This is a genomic window from Bradyrhizobium sp. Ses1 (assembly GCF_059512365.1).
This window is the reverse complement of the sequence record NZ_JCAMOQ010000036.1, coordinates 1-17,774: the sequence shown is the minus strand read 5'-3', so window position 1 is coordinate 17,774 and position 17,774 is coordinate 1. Positions and strand designations below refer to the sequence as shown.

Sequence of the window (17,774 nt, the reverse complement as noted above, 5' to 3'; positions counted from 1 at the left end):
CTGGCTTGAGGCACGACGGTGAAGCTGCAGCCACACGCGTCGCACGAGAACTCCAGCTATCGCTGGAGCCCAGGTACCACTTCCCGGCAAGCCACGAGGGTCAAGAAATGCAGCACGTCACGATAACGGAACCGAGCTTCGGGCCTGCATCCGGCCAAGTTGCCAAGTCCGGCAGTCGTCCGATTCATCGAATACTGACGCCCTTTCCCGTCGCCTATTTTACGGGCGCGCTTGCTACCGATCTGGCCTATTGGCGGACTACGGACGTGATGTGGGGAGATTTTTCGGCGTGGCTGATAACTGCTGGCCTGATCATGGCGGCCCTGGCGGCGATCGCTGCCCTGATAGACCTTGCAACCGGCAGGCAAAAGACCGCTTGGGCTCGCGTGACTGGCTACGTCGTCGCGGTCCTCATTGCGCTGGTCAACGTCCTCGTTCACAGCCGCGACGCTTATACGGCGGTCGTGCCGACGGGCCTGACGCTCTCTGCGCTCGTCGTCATCATTCTGTTGGCCATGGCCCCGACCGGTTGGGTCCTGACGTCTCCTAGGCAGGCTGGAGCAAACAAATGATGCCCAAAACTATCAGTTCCGCGAACCTGTCGCGTGTCGCTGCCGTCTTTGTCGCCGTTGTCGGCGTAGGACTTGCTAGTTGCGACGACAACGGCGGCAACCCAAGCGACCAGATCGGCGCGCATCCAGTGTTGCCTGCCCTGCAGCAGTATTTACTGCCGCCGATTCGGATTGCGAAACCAGTTGGGTGGCAAAAAGATCAAAAGCCGACCGTGCCCGAGAATTTACAGGTTCAGGCATTGGCCACCGGCTTAGAGCATCCGCGATCTCTTTATGTCCTCCCGAACGGCGACGTGCTGGTGGTTGAGAGCAACGGTCCGAAGGCGCCGATTTACCGCCCCAAGGACATCGTTGCTGCCTGGGCAAAGTGGTTCGCCGGCGCCGCAGCAAAAGACGCAAACCGGATCACGCTGCTGCGCGACACCAATGGCGACGGCATTCCCGACGTGCGGACCGTCTTTCTGGACCATCTGAACTCGCCTTTCGGCATCGCGCTCGTTGGTAACGACCTCTACGTCGCCAATACCGATGCCATCGTTCACTATCCCTACCAGGACGGACAGACCAGCATCACTAGCGCAGGAACCAAACTGACCGATCTTCCCGGCGGCCCGATCGATCATCACTGGACAAAGACCCTGTTAGCAAGCCCGGATGGCTCGAAGCTTTATGTTGGGGTCGGATCAAACAGCAACATTACCGAAAACGGTATCGGAGCCGAATATGAACGGGCCGCGATCTGGGAGGTCGACCGTGCATCTGGCGCCCATCGCATTTTCGCCAGCGGAACACGTAATCCGACCGGGCTTCAATGGGAGCCCGAAACTGGCAGGCTCTGGGCCATCGTCAATGAGCGAGACGAGATCGGGCCCGACCTGGTCCCGGACTATCTCACCTCGGTCCAGGATGGAGGCTTCTATGGTTGGCCGTACAGCTATTACGGTCAGCATCTGGACCCGCGCGTCCAGCCGCAGCGCCCCGATCTGGTGGTTAGAGCCATTGTGCCGGACTACTCGCTAAGCTCTCACGTGGCCCCCCTGGGAGTAGCAATGTACGCAGGCGGCGATCTTCCCGCCGATTATCGAAGCGGTGCGTTCGTCGGCGAACACGGAAGCTGGGATCGAACTCCACTCAACGGCTATAAGGTGGTTTTCGTGCCGTTTAGAGGTGGAAAGCCCAGCGGCCCGGCGCAGGATGTCGTCACAGGTTTCCTTGATGAAGACAATCGCGCCCGCGGACGGCCGGTTGGTCTGGCGCTCGATCGCGCCGGCAGATTGCTGATCGCCGACGACGTCGGAAACACCGTTTGGCGCGTATCGTCAGCTCACCCCGGATCGAAGCCCGCCACTTAGCGGCCGACACTCCACGCTGCGGCGCCAGCTCACCGAAATCATTTCAAAGATCCGGCACGCGCCGGGTCTTCGTCGCTGCCTCTTTCGCGATACCTTCATCACGCTTCTGTCCTGCTCAAGCGCGCGTCTCATTCAGTCCAATGAACGCAAGTATACTAGAGCGCCCAGTTACGCATGCTCATCTCTGTTGTGAAGTCGGTGTGTGGCCGTCCCCGGCCGTGCCAGCCTCAGACAATCCTGTGGCGGATAACCAAGCCCACTTTGAAAGGAGAATGTCATGAAAGGACGAGTGATGATGATTTTGACAACTGCGCTGCTCGCCGGCAGCCTTGTCGCGGCTGGTGCGCAGGCGCGCGGTGGCGGCGGATTTGGCGGAGGCGGAGGCCATATGGGCGGCGGCTTCGGCGGCGGAGCGCATATCGGTGGTTTTGGTGGAGGTCACGTGGGTGGCTTCGGCGGAAGTCACATCGGTGGTCTTCGAGCAGGCCACATTGACGGTTTTGGCGGGGATCACATTGGAAGTCACGTCGGTCGCGTCGGCGCAGGTCACATCGCGCATGTGGGCCACGAACACCTTGGACGACGCGGTTATGGTCACGGCTTTTACGACTACGGCTTTGATTGCCAGTACTATCGGCCATACACGCGGCCATACTACTGCAACTACGACTACTACTGATCGGGTTATCCACCCGACATCGCAGCAGACCCGCGATGACAAAGTCATTGCGGTCTGACTGCGTTTTCTGCACCCAGATTACCGACTCGCGGCGGTTCGACCCAGAGGACGCACGCGTATTCCACACCTGCGGCTACCATCGATACCGAAGTACATTCGAAGATACCAAATTGCGATGACGGGAGACCCAGGTGCAATAACGGGGTTGAGCGATCTCCGATAGCCTTGGCCAAAATGACTGGTCGAAAAACTTAGTGGCATGGGTGCTCGCCGCAACGACGCGGTTGAGAAACGGAGAATGCCGATGAGATCCTCGCTGATTACCGCTGTGCTTCCGACACTCTTCATCTGCAACGTTGCCATGGCGCAGGGAATACCTACACCGACGCCTAGCATGGGTGCGACGTCGCCACTTAGCTTGGGGTCTGGTTCGACAGTTGCCCCGACCGGCATTCCTCTTGGCGCCACCGAACTGGTGTCCCCCGGAATCAGTCCGGCTCCCAGCGGCGTGACGGGCACAATTGCAGTGCCAGGTGGTGCCACGTCATGTTCGACCGTCGGGACGTCGCCATCAACGATGTACGGATCGACCTCCACTTACGATGGCGGCGGAATGGCTGTTGGCGGTGCAACGCCGGCGACCTCGGCAACATCTGGAATGTCCGCGCCGTCGGGAATGCCGGCGAGTTCAGGAGGTTCGATGACTTCGGGAACACTGGACACGTCGGGCATGTCGGGAATGTGCGGCTCCGGCTCCGGCAGCATCGCCGCATCGTCAACTCCCACATCGACCTCGCCCACAGCGTCGGGTGGCGTCCCTCGAACCGGAATTCCGTTGGGATCCACCGAGATCGGCAATCTTGGGGTCAGTCCCACAATGGTGGTACCGACGCCCGGTGTATCGTCCTATCTGAACACCATGGGATCGAGTTCGCCGGTCCCAACGTTACCCACAGTTTCATCTCCGTCCCAGCTTTCCTCTACGACGACCGCCACTGGAACCACCGCTACCGGGACGCCCGGGGTGTGTTCGTCCGGGACGACGACCGCTGGGACGTTTAGGCCCGCCGGCTGCTGAGAAACAGTTTCAACCTGTGAAGGCGGGAGGCGATGAGAAAGAAAATCATCATTCCTGTCGCGCTGCTTGCTGCCGCAATTGTGGCCGGGGGTCTGTACTTCACGCGCACCAAATCGTTGGACAAGGCTACTGCCGCGCCCGCTCCGCCTGCGGTGCCGGTCGTCGCCGGGGTCGTCGCCCAACATGACGTACCGATCTATCTTAGCGGTGTCGGCACGGTGATTGCGTATAACACCGATGTCGTGCGCGCCCAGATCCAGGGGCAGATCATCAGTATCAACTTCACGGAGGGCCAGACCGTACATGCCGGCGACCTGCTCGCGCAGATTGATCCACGTCCATACGAAGCAATGGTCGAGCAGTACACCGGAACTCTCGAACGCGATCAGGCCCAGCTCACCAACGCCCAGGCCAACCTCACCCGCTACACCAAACTGGGCAAGAACGGCTGGGCCACTCCGCAGTTGATCGAAACCCAAAAGGCGCAGGTCGGGCAGCTGCAAGCCGCCATCAAGACCGATCAGGCATTGATTGATGCGGCGAAGGTACAACTTGGCTACACCCGCCTGACCTCGCCGATCGATGGCGTGGTCGGCATTCGCCAGATCGATGTCGGCAACATCATCAGCCCGTCCAGTACGAACGGCCTTGTCGTCGTCACGCAAATCAACCCGATTTCGCTGATCTTCACGCTGCCAGAGACTGTTCTGGCGCAGATCCAGCAGCAACAGCAAAGGACCAATGCCCCACTCCCGGTCCTTGCCTACAGCCAGGATAATACAACTCTGCTCGATCAAGGCGTGCTTGGCCTGGTCAACAACGAGATCCTGCAAACGACGGGTTCGATTCAGCTCAAGGCAAATTTTCCAAACCAATCGCACCGGCTCTGGCCCGGCGAACTCGTCAATGCACGGCTGCTTGTCGATACAAGGCATAATGGCTTGACGGTCGCTGCCTCGGCCGTTCAACAGGGTCCGAATGGAGCCTATGTCTACGTCATCAATTCCGATAGTACGGTCCAGACCCGACCGGTCAAGATCGCGCAGATCAATGGCGGGCAGGCACTTATCGATTCCGGTCTTACAGCCAACGAGCAGGTCGTGGTCGACGGGCAATACAAGTTGCAGCCCGGCACGCGTGTCACGCTGCTGACCGGTCAGGCGGCCCAGGAAGCCACTGCTCAGAGCGCGCAGCAGGCTCCCATTCCATGAACATATCGGCGGCGTTTATCCATCGTCCGATCGCGACCGGCCTGCTGATGATCGGATTGTTGGTCGCCGGTCTGGTCAGCTATCCGCTGTTGCCGGTGGCGGCCCTGCCCAACGTCAACTATCCGACTCTTCAGGTCACGGCGCAGCTGCCGGGCGCTGACCCGCAGACCATGGCGTCCTCGGTGGCGACGCCGCTCGAATTGCAGTTCGGCGAAATCCCGGGCCTCACGCAGATGACCTCGGCGAGCGCGCTGGGCTACACACAGATCACCCTTCAGTTCGATTTGAACCGCCAGATCGACGGGACGGTCAGCGATACGCTATCCGCAATCAACGCTGCGTCCCCATACCTGCCGGTAGGCATGCCGTATCCGCCGACCATCCGGAAGGTCAATCCGGCTGACACACCGATCCTGGTGCTCGGCCTGACCTCGGACACCTTGCCGCTAACCACCGTCGATGCCTACGCAGAAAATATCCTGCTGCAAAAGATTTCGCAGATATCCGGAGTCGGTCTTGTTGGTATCGGCGGTCAGCAGAAGCCCGCGGTCCGCGTGCAACTCGACCCGCAGGCCCTGGCAGCACGCGGTATCAATCTCGAGGACGTACGGACGGCGCTGGGCCAAGCGAATGTCGATCTACCGAAAGGCACGCTCAACAGCCCACGCCAGACCTACACGCTCAGCACCAACGATCAATTGCTGACGGCCGACGACTACGCCAATCTCGTGATTGCCTATCGCAACGGAGCGCCGGTGCGCATACGCGATGTCGGCCGCGCCATAAGTGCGCCGGAAAATGACTTGATCGCGGGCTGGTTCAACCAAAGGCGCGCCATCATCATGGCGATCCAGCGCCAGCCGGGCGCCAACGTCATCGATACGGTAGATCGAATCAAGGCGATGATGCCGACGCTTCAGGCATCGATTCCGCCCGCCGTCCAGGTCAATATCATCAGCGACCGCACGGAGACAATCCGTGCCTCGGTCAGCGACGTTCAGTTCACCTTGGTGCTGACCGTCGCACTGGTCGTGATGGTGATCTTTATATTCCTGCGTAACTTCTGGGCCACCGTTATTCCGGCCGTGACCGTGCCACTATCGCTTGTTGGTACCTTCGCGGTGCTCTACGAGCTCGGCTACAGCCTTGACAATCTCTCCCTGATGGCGCTGTCGATCGCAGTCGGCTTCGTGGTGGACGACGCCGTTGTCGTAATCGAGAACATCGTACGCCACATGGAGGAAGGTCTCTCGCCGTTCGAGGCGGCGCTGAAAGGAGCTGGCGAGATCGGCTTCACCATCGTTTCGATCACGCTGTCGCTGATCGCCGTCTTCATTCCGCTGTTCCTGATGAGCGGCTATGTCGGTCTGCTGTTTCGTGAGTTCGCTGCCGCGGTGAGCGTGGCACTCGTGCTGTCACTGCTGATCTCGTTGACGCTTACACCGATGATGTGTGCATACCTGCTGAAGCCGGAAACCCACGAGCATGGGCGGCTGTACCGGCTTTCCGAGCGCAGCTTCGATGGCCTGCTCAGGCTGTACGAGGGCGGCCTCAAGATCGTGCTGCGCCACCGTTTCATCACGCTCATGACGCTTATCGGCACTATCGCGCTGACTGGTTACCTCTACGTGCGAATTCCTAAGGGCTTCTTTCCCGAACAGGACACCGCTTTGATCATCGGCCTCTCAGAGGCAGCGCAGGATATTTCCTTTCAGGCCATGGCTGAGCGCCAGCAGGCACTGCTCAACGCGCTGATGCGGGATCCTGCCGTTGCCTCGATCGGCTCGGCGATCGGTGCCGGCGGCGGCAACACCACCGTCAACAACGGCCGGGTTTACATCGCGCTGAAGCCGAAGAGTGAGCGTGGCAACATCGACCAGGTGATGGCGCGGCTGCGGACCAACCTCGCCAAGATCCCTGGCATCACGCTTTACATGCAAGCTGCCCAGGACATCACCATTGGCGGGCGCGTGTCCAAGACAATGTATCAATACACACTGAACGACGCCGATCCTGGAGAGCTCAATCATTGGGCGGGGCTGTTTCTGAACAAGATTAAGGCTGTGCCTGGGATCACGGACGTTGCGACCGATCAGCTCAATTCAGGACCTCTCCTCGACATCACGATCAAGCGCGAAGTGGCCTCCACCTACGGCATCCTGCCCTACACGATCGACAACACCCTTGACGACGCGTTCGGTCAGCGCATCGTCTCGACCATGTACACCACTCTGAACCAGTACCATGTGGTGATGGAGGTCGACCCGCAATTTCAGTACTCACCCGAGGCGCTCAACGGCATCTATGTCAAATCGTCGAGCGGGCAGCAGGTGCCGTTGACCACACTGATTGACTCGGTGGTGAAGGTCGCACCGCTCGTGGTCAACCACCAGGGCCAGTTCCCGTCGGTGACGATCTCGTTCAACCTCCTGCCGGGCACCGCGATAGGTCAGGCGGTGAGCGCGATCCAGCAAATCGAGAAAGACCTCGGCAAGCCTCTCTCGCTTCAGACCAGCTTCCAAGGCAACGCCCAAGCATTCGGCGCGGCGCTGTCCAGCACGCCGATCCTCATCCTCGCCGCACTGTTCGTGATCTACATTATCCTCGGCGTGCTCTACGAGAGTGTGATTCACCCGATCACGATCATATCGACCCTGCCGTCGGCCGGGCTTGGTGCGCTTCTGCTTCTCATGGCGGCCCACTACGATCTCAGCGTGATCGCGATTGTCGGAATCATCCTGCTCATCGGCATCGTCAAGAAAAACGGAATCATGCTGATCGATTTCGCTCAGCACGTCGAACACGAACAAGGTCTGACCGCCGAGGAGTCCATTTATCAAGCCTGCATCATGCGCTTCCGGCCGATCCTAATGACGACGATGGCAGCGATGCTTGGCGGCGTCCCGATGATGCTGGGCAGCGGGGTCGGATCGGAGCTTCGCCAGCCGCTGGGCTACGCGATCGTGGGCGGCCTCGCGCTGTCGCAGCTTCTCACGCTCTACACCACGCCGGTTGTCTACATCTATCTCGACCGGCTGCAGACCTGGCTCTTTCGGGGAAAAAAGCCAGCGGCCGCGAGCCAGGCTGATCCAGCGCCTGCTGAATGAACGATGACGATGAGAATCACTGATCGTACGACGTCGACATCAAGCGGAGCAACTGAGGTGGGCGCGCAGGAAATTCCTTGCAATCGGTCCGCACCAACCACTCGCCGTACGAACGCGCCTCCTGCGGATAACCCCGGATCAGGCTATTTGGCCGCTATTCGACGCTTCTCGCTCTTGGAGAGAGAGCAGGAGTACCGGCTCGCCAAACGCTGGCGAGAGCGCGGCGATCGCAAGGCTGCGGACCAGATCGTCACCAGCCACCTGCGCCTGGCGGCCAAAATCGCGATGAACTACCGCGGTTATGGCCTGCCGATCTCGGATTTGATAGCGGAAGCCAATGTCGGCCTAATGCAGGCCCTCAACCGTTTCGAACCCGAGATGGGCTTCCGCTTCGCGACCTATGCGATGTGGTGGATAAAGGCCTCAATACAGGACTACATCCTGCGATCCTGGTCGCTGGTGAAAATGGGCACTACGACGAACCAGAAGAAGCTGTTCTTCAAACTGCGTTCAGCCAAGGCCAAGATCGCGGCACTCGACAACGCCGATTTGCGCCCCGAACAGGTCACGGAAATTGCGACCACCCTCGGAGTGAACGATCAGGACGTCGTTGACATGAATTGGCGCCTGACCGGAGATACCTCGCTAAACGCGCCCGTACGTGAGGGAGAAACGTCCAGCGAATGGCAGGATCATCTCGTTGACGAGAGCCCCTCGCCGGAAGCCATCGTCCTCGACCATGACGAAATGGATTACCGGCACGAAGCGCTTGTCCGCGCCATTGGCGTTCTCGGCGATCGAGAGCGGCGCATCTTTCTGGCGCGGCATCTCATCGATGAACCACGCACATTGGACGAACTGGCGATCGAGTTCAACGTTTCACGTGAGCGCATTCGCCAGATCGAGGTGCGGGCCTACGATAAGGTACGGATTGCGGCGAGACGGTCCGCCAAAGAACGACGCGAGCGCCTCCTGACGAAACCACATCTGTGATCTCGCCAAGCGCTAAGGCGCGATGACTTATGCGGACGAGGCGCTCGTGGCTGCTCTTGTCGAGACCTCGGTAGGTGCATGGGCCAGACTCAGGCGTGGGCCGAGCGCTGGCCAGCTGCGGCGGAATAACTGCGGGTTTCTCGAGTTGCCGATCAAGCGCGACGCGGCGAGGAGCACGGCTAGAAGCACGGGTCCGGCGGCAGAGAGGTTGCCGCCGGGACCGCGTGACGGCGATCCAGACACCGAGCAGTGTATTACTAAGCACCTTAGTTGTAGCCGCTGGTACCGGGAGAGTCGCCACCGAACTGAGAAGAGCCAGTTCCGCTCAATGTGGTCGGACCGGCTGCAGTGCCGTTCAGGTTGCCATAGTTCGAGGGCCGATGCATCCGGCTCATGCCGGTTAGGACTCTCGAGTGGTGACGCAATGGTTTTGCGAACGCGAATGTACCGGACAGTGCGAACGCGGCGGCTAATGCGATTGTAGCAAGTTTCATTGTCTCGTCCTTTATGTCGTCAGCCCAAAGAACAAATGGACGCCTCTGCTGGTGGCGCCAGGGGTCGGCAGCTAAACAAGCTCTGCGGCTCCTAGATTAGGGCAAGACCACCTTAAGCTTGGCAATCGAACCAAAGTTGCCGCGAAAGGGATGAGTACATTCAATTCGACCAGTTCTGCGCATGCATTTCGTCACGAGCCGACGTTGCAAAGCAATCTGTGGTGCCGCCGCAGAGTGCTGCGTTTCTGGGTTCTCGATGCCTCAGGAGCCATACGCGGCCACACGCCCATCACTCTCCCACCGGAGCAATCCAATGAACGACATATCCAAACGCCCGCCGCTGTCCCACGCGTCAGGTATGCCTGTCACGGACAATCTCAACATTCAGACCGCCGGGCCGCGCGGTCCTGCGCTGTTGCAAGATATCTGGCTGATCGAGAAACTGGCGCATTTCGACCGCGAGGTGATCCCGGAGCGCCGGATGCATGCCAAGGGTTGGGGGGCACACGGCACTTTCACCGTTACGCACGACATCACCCACTACACCAAGGCGAAGATCTTCTCGGAGATCGGCAAGAAGACGCCGATGTTCGTTCGGTTCTCGACCGTGGCCGGGGAGCGCGGCGCCGCCGACGCCGAGCGCGACATCCGCGGCACCGCCATCAAGTTCTACACCGAAGAAGGCAACTGGGACATCGTCGGCAACAACACGCCGGTGTTCTTCTTCCGCGATCCGCTACGCTTTTCGGACCTGAACCACGCGATCAAGCGCGACCCGCGCACCGGCATGCGCTCGGCCGACAACAACTGGGATTTCTGGTCCATGCTGCCGGAGGCGCTGCATCAGGTCACCATCACCATGTCCGAGCGCGGCATTCCGAAGAGCTTCCGGCACATGCACCTCTACGGCAGCCATGCTTTCTCGATGATCAATGCCGCCAATGAGCGCATCTGGGTGAAGTTCCACTTCCGTACGCAGCAGGGCATCCAGAACATCACCGACCAGGAAGCTGCGGCTATCGTCGCAAATGATCGCGAGAGTCACGGCCGGGACCTCTTCGAGAGCATCGAGCGCGGTGACTTCCCGCGCTGGACGCTTTTCATCCAGGTGATGACGGACGCACAGGCCAAGGCCTTCCGTTTCAATCCGTTCGACTTGACGAAGGTGTGGCCGCAGGGTGACTACCCGCTGATCGAGGTCGGCGTGATGGAACTCAACCGCTATCCAGACAACTTCTTCGCCGAGGTGGAGCAGGCCGCCTTTTCGCCGGCTAATTTGGTGCCAGGTATCAGTTACTCGCCGGACAAGATGCTCCAGGGGCGGCTATTTTCCTATGGCGATACGCAGCGCTACCGGCTCGGGATCAACTTTAACCAGATCCCGGTGAACGCGCCGAAATGCCCGTTCCACAGCTATCATCGCGACGGCCAGATGCGAACCGACGGCAATCTCGGCGCCACGCCGAGCTATTGGCCCAACAGCAAGGGCGCCTGGATGGACCGCAATGAAGCACTGATCGAACCGCCGCTGCCGATCGAGGGCGATGCGACCTATTGGGACCATCGCGTCGAGGACGATCACTATGAGCAGCCCGGCAATCTGTTCCGCAAGATGAGCCCCGCGCAGCAAAAGGTGCTGTTCGAGAACACCGCCCGCGCCATGGGTGATGCCCGACTTGAGGTCAAACAACGCCACATCGCGAACTGCACCAAAGCCGATCCGGCGTACGGCGCAGGCGTCGCGCAGGCGCTGGGCATAAAATCCAAATCGCCGACGGCCGCTGCGGAGTAAACCTGATCGCTCTAGCCGACCGGCGGCGCTCCCGCGGGTGCCGCCGGTCACTCCCCACGAACCTATCGTTCCTCGGCGCGACCTGATCACGCCGAGTGGTCAGCTCATCTTTGGAGTCAATGATGTCCAACCGGATTGCATCCAAGCTCCTCGCGGAGTTCATCGGCACATTTGCATTCGTATTCATCGGCGCCGGTGCTGCGGCCGTGGTCGGCGATGGCGTTGGCCTGCCCGGTATCGCCGCCATCGCCTTTGCCCATGGATTTACTATCATGGCTTTCGTCTTCGCCTATGGCTCCATCTCGGGCGGGCATATGAACCCCGCCGTCACCATCGGCGTGCTCGCCGCCGGCGAAATGCGCGTCGATGAAGCGATTGGCTATATTGTGAGCCAGCTCATTGGAGGTATCGCAGGCGCGCTAGTGCTCCGCGCCGTTCTGGGTGGTTCAGCCACGGGCCTCGGCACGCCGGCGCTCGCGCACAACCTCGCGCTCGGCGCCGCGACTCTCACGATCACGCCCGCCGCTGGATTCACGATCGAGGCTGTGCTGGCATTTTTCCTAGTCACGGTCGTACTCAGCACAGCAGTTGCCGGCTGCGCCGGCAGCCTCGCTCCGCTGGCGATCGGAATGACCTTGACCTTTAATATCCTGATGGGTGGAACGCTCACTGGCGCCCCCTTCAACCCGGCACGGGCGCTCGGCCCGATGGTCGCCACTGGCAACTTCGGTGATGTCTGGCTGTACCTAACTGCCCCCATCGTGGGCGCCATCGTCGCAGCGATCGTTCATGCGGGTCTCACCCGAATCTCCAACGAAGGAACGGCATCGGCGGCGAACAGGGCCGGACAAGCCCCCGCCGAATGACCCGCATTCCATTCGAAGCTCATGTTTCGAAGCAAGCAAAAGCGCACCACGACCAATCGGCGAGAGCCGGCGGGGGTTCGACAGGCCAAAATGAAATCATTCGATCGACTCACGGAACAGGAGATCCTTGCGCTGGCCGTCAGCAGCGAAGAAGAAGGTGGAAGAATCTACGCCGATTTCGCAGAAGGCCTGCGAGACGTACATCCTGACACGGCTGAGATCTTTTCCGACATGGCTGCCGAAGAGGAGGAGCATCGTTGCGCGCTGATCGATCTCTATTCGTCACTATTCGGCAATCACATACCTAGTGTGTACCGAAAACTTAAGCTCGAGCGTAGTGGTGGTGAAGACCGCCCAGGATAGGGAGCGATCTGATGCTTCCGGTCCGCTGAATTGGGCGGGCAGCCGGCGCGTCTTTGTCCAACGATCGGTGCGTTCGGATGTCGTTGTAGTAGCGTCCGTATGATCGCAGAATCTGAGGCAGATTCACCTCGCCCAGGACAATGATGTCCAAACACTCGCGGCGGATCGATCCGGTGAAGTTCGGCAACGCCATTCTGCCACGGCGAGGCTGGTGCAACAGGATTGTCGCGGATACCCATGCCGTGCAATCGCCGCGTAACGAGGCTGTCATAGATGCGATCGCGAATGAGGTATTTTGGGCTTCACCCCAAGGAAAGGCTTCGGTGATGTGACGTGCAACCCAATCCGCCGTCGGACTTCTTGTGATGTTGATCCAGACCAGGTCTCTGCGGTCCAGTCGGACGATGACGAAGGCATAGAGCAGGTCGAAACCGATCGTTGGAACAACGAACAGGTCCATGGCGGCAATATCCGGCGCGTGGTTACGCAGGAAGGTCGGCCATCCCCAGCTGGGCTGGTCTTCGCCGCTTGACCATGTACTTGGCAACCCTCGATTGTGCGACCTCGAACCCAAGCTTGAGCAGTTAACGTGTGCGCGGCGCACCCCACAACGGATTGTCCATGCTGATCCGCCGGATCAATCCGCGCAGCTCTGTATCGATGGACGGTCCCCCTCCTAAAGATCGCGACTTCCAATGCCAGCAGCGGCGAAAGCCCGCCCTGTGCCAACGCACGACCGTCTCGGGCCGGATGATCGTTAGGACCGACAAGATTGATGGAAACCGGCGATACAGCTGGATCAAGAACCAGCGATCCTGGTCCATCAGGCGGACGCGGGCGTACAACCGACGCCTCAAGACAATCAACTGATGTCGAAGCACCGCGTTCTCCGCTTCGAGTCGCAACTTCGACTTGAACGGCGAGCCCAGGACAGCCAGCACGAAACACGGTAGCCCGATCATTCTTCAAGCTTAGGCGATTCCGTTACCTCATCAACTCGGATAAGGTTTTTGGTACACACTACGGTAATCGCCTTAGTGAAAGACGATCCGCCAGCCTGCGTAGCGTCGCGACATTCCCGAACCGAGCCCGGCTCTCACGGCCTCAAGGCATTGCCTTTGTTTTTGGAGTGAGGGCAATCATGTTGATGCCAATCTCGCTGAATGGCTGCGCCCAAGCAGCTTCTCATCGCGAGTCGGCAATAACCCGCGCTCATAAGCAAGCTTGTACGCGTATGCGGCCGTTAGTCCGTTGCTCATCGCAAGTTCAGTTCCTTTGATTGGATCGCCCAGATAAGCATACAGGATTTGCTCACGAGTTTCTTTGGTGATCCTGTTGCGGCTATTCCATCTTCCAGTTGTCATTCGCTGCCTCCTATGCAAAGCAATACGCGACATCGGACGAGTTGGAGCTAGTTGGCGGGAACTGCTGATCGCGCTGCGCTCGCGGTCAGCCCATGCTCCCCGGCATGAAGCAGCGCACCTTCGGGTGACCACTTTGGTAGTAAGGCCAGACCATCGTACGGCCAGCGCGGTTCGGTCCATCCACGACGGCGTCGTTCGGAACATCAACCCACTCGCCTTCGATGCGCACGCGATAGTGACGATCCTTCGTTTCCCAATCGGCGTCATCAACGCGCTTCGCATCGCTGCCATCGCAGCAGGGCCCTTTGCCGCTGTGCAAGCTTTCATACCAGCTGTTCAACTCAGGGTGCTGGTAATCGTGGGCGCGAGCGTGACCGATTGTAGAAATCGGCGGCATGACAGTGAATAGAACAAGCGTTGCATGCCAAAAAGCGATTGCTCATCTTACACCCAATCCCGGAATCTCTCTATGCAGTCAGGCAATTCATCCATCCGCATCATCATGCGAAGCTTTCTCGGCTCGCCGCTGGTAGTCGTCGGCCAGGGTCCTAAGCTGATTTGCAATCGCTCGGTCGGTCATGGTTTGCGCAGCGCGGAGCAAAGTCTGTGCTGTTTGCAAGTATTCTCTGCCGCGTTGTGAGATCTGGAACGTCATAGAGCCCTCGGTTTCTCTGGCGCTTGCTCTAAAGCGATATTGAGCCAGGACAACCAATTGCGGTCACTTGCCCGGCGAGCCCTGAAGCGATCGAGGCACTTCTTGGAGCAAACGTGGGTTCGCCACGAGTAGTACCGGACGAGACCGAACTTGCCATCACAAACCGCGCATCGCGCGGCTCTGCCAGATCTGGAACTTTCGGAGCAGTTGGGCATTGTGGTCTCCTCTTGGTATTCTCGTCGTTCGTCGATCATCCTTTTTCACCGGCGCACTTCACGAGCCTGTGCGCTTTTCCAACGCGTGCATCCTATGACGACCACTATCACCGGCTCAATTGAACTAGGTAATCGTTCAGCATGTAAAGGGGTAACGGAACGATACGAAGGTTTATGGCTCGCCGTTAAAGCCGACGATCTCCGCAACAAAGTCATGGGTGATTTGGGGCCGAACATATCTGTTGCCGCCTCTTTCGTCTGGCGGTGCCTTAGTAGTTCGACCGTGACTCCGTTTCCACATCCCGCTCATTGAGCCGAACAGGCGAATCTCTCGCATCCGGCTAGCAGACAAGGCGTCACGCCTTCACCCGCGACGGGTCGTGTCCAAGCACAGTCAAAGCGTACGAGCCAGAAGTACCCGCAGAGGCGCGAGAGTGGATAAGTCCCGCGCTTCCGTCGCCTGACCTTGTGCTTGGAGCACACCCGCCGGCGCAACCGCACAGCGGTGTAGTTGTCGATCGCTCGGTGCGCCTTTTTGACAGTGTCTACGTTGACGTAGTTTGCCCAGACACGTCGTAAACGTGGAGCTTTCGCCCGATGCGAATATTCGAGCAAACGTACCGGCGGTATGGAACGACACAGCGGCTTCTTGACCTGCCACTGAATTTTCATCCAGCCGCGGTTAGAGTCTCGGGTTTTTGTACGCCAAGTGGCGCGGGTGGAGCAACGGACGATCGGCGGAGCTGGTCGGGGTTGCGTAGCCGATCGTCCGTTGCGGTGAGGTGGGCGGCATAGGCCGCGGGGGTCAGGTATTTCAGCGACGAGTGAGGCCGCCGGATATTGTAGTCGGCGACCTAGTTGGCGATCTTGGCGCGGGCATCATCCAGATCGAAGAACAGGATCTCGTTGAGCAGTTCATCGCGCATCCGGCCGTTAAAACTCTCGATGAAGCCGTTCTGCATCGGCTTTCCCGGCGCGATAAAGTGCCAATCGATGACTGTGTCCTTGCTCCAGGCGAGCATGGCGTTGCAGGTGAACTCGGTGCCATGATCGGACACGATCATTTCTGGCTTGCCGCGTCGCTCGACGATTGCCGTGAGTTCGCGGGCAACGCGCCGTCCTGAGATCGAGGTATCCGGAATGGCGCCCAGGCATTCCTTGGTGACGTCGTCGACGATGTTGAGGATCCGGAAGCGCCGTCCGTTGGCAAACTGATCATGAACGAAGTCCAGCGACCAGCGCGCGTTGGGCTTGGCCTCGACCAGGATCGGAGCACGGGTCCCCACAGCCTTGCGGCGGGCCCGCCGCTTGCGGACGGCGAGCCCTTCCTCGCGATAAAGCCGGTAGATCCGGTTGATGCCCGATGGCTCGCCCTCCCGCCGCAGCAGGACGAACAGCCGGCGGTAACCGAAACGCCGCCGCTCGTTGGCAAGATCGCGCAACCGGCCACGCAGAACCGTGTCCGGAGGGCGGCGGGAGCGGTAGCGGATCATCTTCCGATCCGCGCCCACGATCGAACAGGCCCGCCGTTCCGACAGGCTCATGACGGCCTGCAGATGCGCGACCGCAGCGCGCTTGGCGGCGGGCCCTACCATTTTTTTGAAAGCAACTCGCGAAGGGCGGCCGCATCGAGCATCTGCTCGGCCAGGAGCTTCTTCAGCTTCGCGTTCTCCTCCTCCAGCGCCTTCAGCCGCTTGGCCTCAGAGACGTCCATGCCGCCGAATTTAGCCTTCCAATTGTGGATTGTCGCCTCGGAGATTCCATGCTTGCGAGCCAGGTCGGCCGTCTTCGCCCCAGCCTCATGCTCCTTCAACACCGCGATAATCTGCTCTTCCGTGAACCTTGCTCGCTTCATTCGTCCGTCCTTCTTCCGGCCGGACTCTAACTCCTTCTGGAGGAAATACGCAGCGGCAGGTCAGCGAGAGGCGTTTCGGAACGAGATGTATTGATCGTCAGTGCGTCGTGTCGGTTTAGCAATCGAGATGTGGTCGGCCTGAATCGGGTCTAGTCCTCGTGTGCACAAGTTAGAGGCGCTCGCTTGATCAACGACTTTGATTCCGTAAGTATCAAAAGTCTCATACGCGCAGTACGTCGGAATACCAAAGTTGGCGGCGAACCAGTCAAGCTGAAGATTTGCAAGATAGTCCGCCGATTGCATCAACCGCATGTCTCGGAACTGGGGATTACGGCTGATGATCGACGCCAGGTTGGCTAGCTCACTTCCGGTTGTTGGAGTGGAAAGAAAGAAGAGAAAGCGGGTCTTAGCGGCAATACTACGATACTTGAGTAGGTACTGACGGGTAACCAACCCACCCATACTGTGCGCTATAAAAATAAGCTCGCGATGATCAATGACCCCGTCATCGATCAATCGCAATCTAAGGTTCTCCGCTAACTCATTTATGCTCAACCCCGTCTTCAGCGTGGTCCGGTAATCGTGCACATAAATACTGGCGCCATTAAACGCGCTATCTTCAGCGACAAGCTTCGGCCAGGAGACGTTACCTGTAGCCCACGAGGCTGCGCCATCCCCTAGGACTCCGTGTACGAAAACAATAACGGGAGAGTTGGAACCCAGATTGCGCACGTATCTTTGATTTTGGGCGATCGCGACGTTAGCCGTCGCCAAAAGCCAAGATATCGCAAGTACGGCCCATACCCTTCTAAGCATCGAAGCCTCCGCAGGTCCGCTAACGATGAATAGGGCGTTACGAAAACCGCGTCGTGAGCGAGTTGTGGCTCCAGCTCGCGGCGCCGCGAGGCTGAAGCCAAGAATGTTTTTATCTTTGGTCAAATTCGTTGACGTATCGATGTTCGATGCTATCGCCAAAAACGCGCCGTGCATAGGAGCCACGGGTGATAGAGGATCTCTCAGAAGCCTCTCGAAAAGGCTGATCAAGGATGCGGGTCGAGGCGCAAGAGCAAGGCTGCAGCCACGGGCTTTGAAGTCGGCTCTTGTGAAGGGTTTCGGATGCCGGCCGCTTGAGGGAGGGCGCGGCGTATTCGGCGGCCGGCGTCCGAAAGCCTCCAAGG

The 17,774-nt window shown here is 59.3% G+C and carries 14 protein-coding genes and 1 pseudogene; 8 read left to right on the top strand and 7 right to left on the bottom strand.

Annotated elements, in window-relative coordinates; translation table 11 throughout:
* Positions 1–107: 107 nt before the first annotated feature.
* Together AC5ZG5_RS30955 and AC5ZG5_RS30950 are read left to right on the top strand one after the other, a co-directional pair.
* Positions 108–572, top strand: coding sequence for a DUF2231 domain-containing protein (locus AC5ZG5_RS30955; protein WP_456646052.1), 465 nt, complete (start codon positions 108–110; stop codon positions 570–572).
* Positions 572–1,924, top strand: coding sequence for a PQQ-dependent sugar dehydrogenase (locus tag AC5ZG5_RS30950; protein WP_456646066.1), 1,353 nt, complete (start codon positions 572–574; stop codon positions 1,922–1,924). Before AC5ZG5_RS30955 ends, AC5ZG5_RS30950 begins: the two co-directional genes overlap by 1 nt.
* A 178-nt stretch (positions 1,925–2,102) precedes the next feature.
* Here the strand turns inward: AC5ZG5_RS30950 and AC5ZG5_RS30945 are convergent, their stop codons facing one another.
* Positions 2,103–2,522 (bottom strand): hypothetical protein, encoded by a 420-nt coding sequence (locus AC5ZG5_RS30945; protein WP_456646053.1) that lies wholly within the window; start codon positions 2,520–2,522, stop codon positions 2,103–2,105.
* A gap of 678 nt (positions 2,523–3,200) precedes the next feature.
* Positions 3,201–3,389: a hypothetical protein gene (locus AC5ZG5_RS30940; RefSeq protein WP_456646054.1), complete on the bottom strand. Its 189-nt coding sequence runs from the start codon at positions 3,387–3,389 to the stop codon at positions 3,201–3,203.
* Between the two features lie 324 nt (positions 3,390–3,713).
* Between AC5ZG5_RS30940 and AC5ZG5_RS30935 the strand changes: the two genes are divergently transcribed.
* The 6 genes from AC5ZG5_RS30935 (at position 3,714) to AC5ZG5_RS30910 (ending at position 12,507) form a co-directional block, all read left to right on the top strand.
* A complete protein-coding gene (locus AC5ZG5_RS30935; protein ID WP_456646055.1) occupies positions 3,714–4,892 on the top strand; it encodes an efflux RND transporter periplasmic adaptor subunit in 1,179 nt (392 codons plus the stop codon).
* A complete protein-coding gene (locus AC5ZG5_RS30930) occupies positions 4,889–7,999 on the top strand; it encodes an efflux RND transporter permease subunit (protein WP_456646056.1) in 3,111 nt (1,036 codons plus the stop codon). The genes AC5ZG5_RS30935 and AC5ZG5_RS30930 overlap by 4 nt, the downstream gene beginning before the upstream one ends.
* Positions 8,000–8,071: 72 nt before the next feature.
* Positions 8,072–8,992 (top strand): RNA polymerase sigma factor RpoH, encoded by a 921-nt coding sequence (gene rpoH / locus AC5ZG5_RS30925; protein ID WP_456646067.1) that lies wholly within the window; start codon positions 8,072–8,074, stop codon positions 8,990–8,992.
* 807 nt (positions 8,993–9,799) lie between these two features.
* Positions 9,800–11,278, top strand: coding sequence for a catalase (locus tag AC5ZG5_RS30920; RefSeq protein ID WP_456646057.1), 1,479 nt, complete (start codon positions 9,800–9,802; stop codon positions 11,276–11,278).
* Positions 11,279–11,397: 119 nt separating this feature from the next.
* Complete coding sequence (locus tag AC5ZG5_RS30915; protein WP_456646058.1) at positions 11,398–12,144, top strand: MIP/aquaporin family protein; 747 nt, start codon at positions 11,398–11,400, stop codon at positions 12,142–12,144.
* Positions 12,145–12,234: 90 nt separating this feature from the next.
* Entirely contained in the window at positions 12,235–12,507 is a 273-nt protein-coding gene (locus AC5ZG5_RS30910; RefSeq protein ID WP_456646059.1) for a ferritin family protein, read from the top strand.
* Here AC5ZG5_RS30910 and AC5ZG5_RS30905 read toward each other — a convergent pair.
* From AC5ZG5_RS30905 to AC5ZG5_RS30885, 5 genes and pseudogenes are all read right to left on the bottom strand, one after another.
* Positions 12,467–12,967 (bottom strand): hypothetical protein, encoded by a 501-nt coding sequence (locus tag AC5ZG5_RS30905; RefSeq protein WP_456646060.1) that lies wholly within the window; start codon positions 12,965–12,967, stop codon positions 12,467–12,469. The genes AC5ZG5_RS30910 and AC5ZG5_RS30905 overlap by 41 nt on opposite strands.
* 679 nt (positions 12,968–13,646) lie before the next feature.
* Positions 13,647–13,871 carry a hypothetical protein gene (locus AC5ZG5_RS30900; protein ID WP_456646061.1) on the bottom strand — a complete coding sequence of 75 codons (225 nt, stop codon included), beginning with the start codon at positions 13,869–13,871 and terminating at the stop codon, positions 13,647–13,649.
* An 85-nt stretch (positions 13,872–13,956) separates the two neighbouring features.
* Positions 13,957–14,211 (bottom strand): hypothetical protein, encoded by a 255-nt coding sequence (locus tag AC5ZG5_RS30895; protein ID WP_456646062.1) that lies wholly within the window; start codon positions 14,209–14,211, stop codon positions 13,957–13,959.
* A 1,198-nt stretch (positions 14,212–15,409) separates the two neighbouring features.
* A pseudogene (locus AC5ZG5_RS30890) lies at positions 15,410–16,596 on the bottom strand (IS3 family transposase).
* Positions 16,597–16,656: 60 nt separating this feature from the next.
* Positions 16,657–17,774, bottom strand: a 1,118-nt coding sequence (locus AC5ZG5_RS30885; protein WP_496165480.1) for an esterase/lipase family protein, incomplete at its 5' end; no start/stop codon positions are given.

Bases quoted from the DNA above. Each gene is read 5' to 3' on its own strand.
- AC5ZG5_RS30930 (WP_456646056.1), top strand. From the start codon at position 4,889: ATGAACATATCGGCGGCGTTTATCCATCGTCCGATCGCGACCGGCCTG.
- AC5ZG5_RS30905 (WP_456646060.1), bottom strand. From the start codon at position 12,967: ATGGACCTGTTCGTTGTTCCAACGATCGGTTTCGACCTGCTCTATGCC.
- AC5ZG5_RS30915 (WP_456646058.1), top strand. From the start codon at position 11,398: ATGATGTCCAACCGGATTGCATCCAAGCTCCTCGCGGAGTTCATCGGC.
- AC5ZG5_RS30900 (WP_456646061.1), bottom strand. From the start codon at position 13,871: ATGACAACTGGAAGATGGAATAGCCGCAACAGGATCACCAAAGAAACT.
- AC5ZG5_RS30910 (WP_456646059.1), top strand. From the start codon at position 12,235: ATGAAATCATTCGATCGACTCACGGAACAGGAGATCCTTGCGCTGGCC.
- AC5ZG5_RS30950 (WP_456646066.1), top strand. From the start codon at position 572: ATGCCCAAAACTATCAGTTCCGCGAACCTGTCGCGTGTCGCTGCCGTC.
- AC5ZG5_RS30935 (WP_456646055.1), top strand. From the start codon at position 3,714: ATGAGAAAGAAAATCATCATTCCTGTCGCGCTGCTTGCTGCCGCAATT.
- AC5ZG5_RS30920 (WP_456646057.1), top strand. From the start codon at position 9,800: ATGAACGACATATCCAAACGCCCGCCGCTGTCCCACGCGTCAGGTATG.
- AC5ZG5_RS30955 (WP_456646052.1), top strand. From the start codon at position 108: ATGCAGCACGTCACGATAACGGAACCGAGCTTCGGGCCTGCATCCGGC.